We start from the raw sequence: 550 nt of genomic DNA, 5'->3' as shown, positions 1-550 counted from the left end.
CGTTGCGTACTTCACAATGGCTTCCACGTTTTCTTGCTCCAGGTACGCGTAGTTCTCTTCCCCGCCATAGCCAGCGTCCGCGATGATCGTGCCAGGCAGTGCACCTAATGCGTGTTTCACTTTCTCCAGATGCGGCTTCAGGCATCTGGTGTCCGTTGGACGCTGGTGAACACTGTACCCCAGGATGAATTGGTTCTCGGTTCCAATCTGTACATTGTAGCCCGGTTTGAGCTGACCATTTCGCATATGGTCTTCTTTCATGCGCATGAAGGTGGCGTCTGGATCTGTCTTGCTGAAACTGTTGCGGCTCCCCAAGATGGTTTGCTGGGATTCGTACTTTTGGAGTCGCGGTAACAGGTCTTTACGAATGATGCGAACTGTTTTCTTGAGCGGCTTGTCCTTTGGTTTCGCTTCTAGTCGCTGTTCGAGCTGCTGCACCGCTTGTTCCAACTTCTCGCACGTCATGCCTGCTGCATCCCCAAGCTCGTTGAGATCCATGCCGCTTAGCGCATGATCTTCCTGCTTCTCGGCCTCTTCGATGGTCGCGAAC

The 550-nt window shown here is 53.3% G+C and carries 1 protein-coding gene; it reads right to left on the bottom strand.

The genetic code is table 11. From position 1 onward, the window contains the following. On the bottom strand, positions 1-550 hold a 550-nt coding region (locus tag ACFFSY_RS11120; RefSeq protein WP_377493800.1), incomplete at both ends, for a transposase.

Source organism: Paenibacillus aurantiacus, assembly GCF_042431225.1.
In the GTDB taxonomy this organism is placed as follows: domain Bacteria; phylum Bacillota; class Bacilli; order Paenibacillales; family Paenibacillaceae; genus Paenibacillus_Z; species Paenibacillus_Z aurantiacus.
Note: the sequence above shows the minus strand (reverse complement) of the source record. Positions and strands in the feature narration are given on the sequence as shown.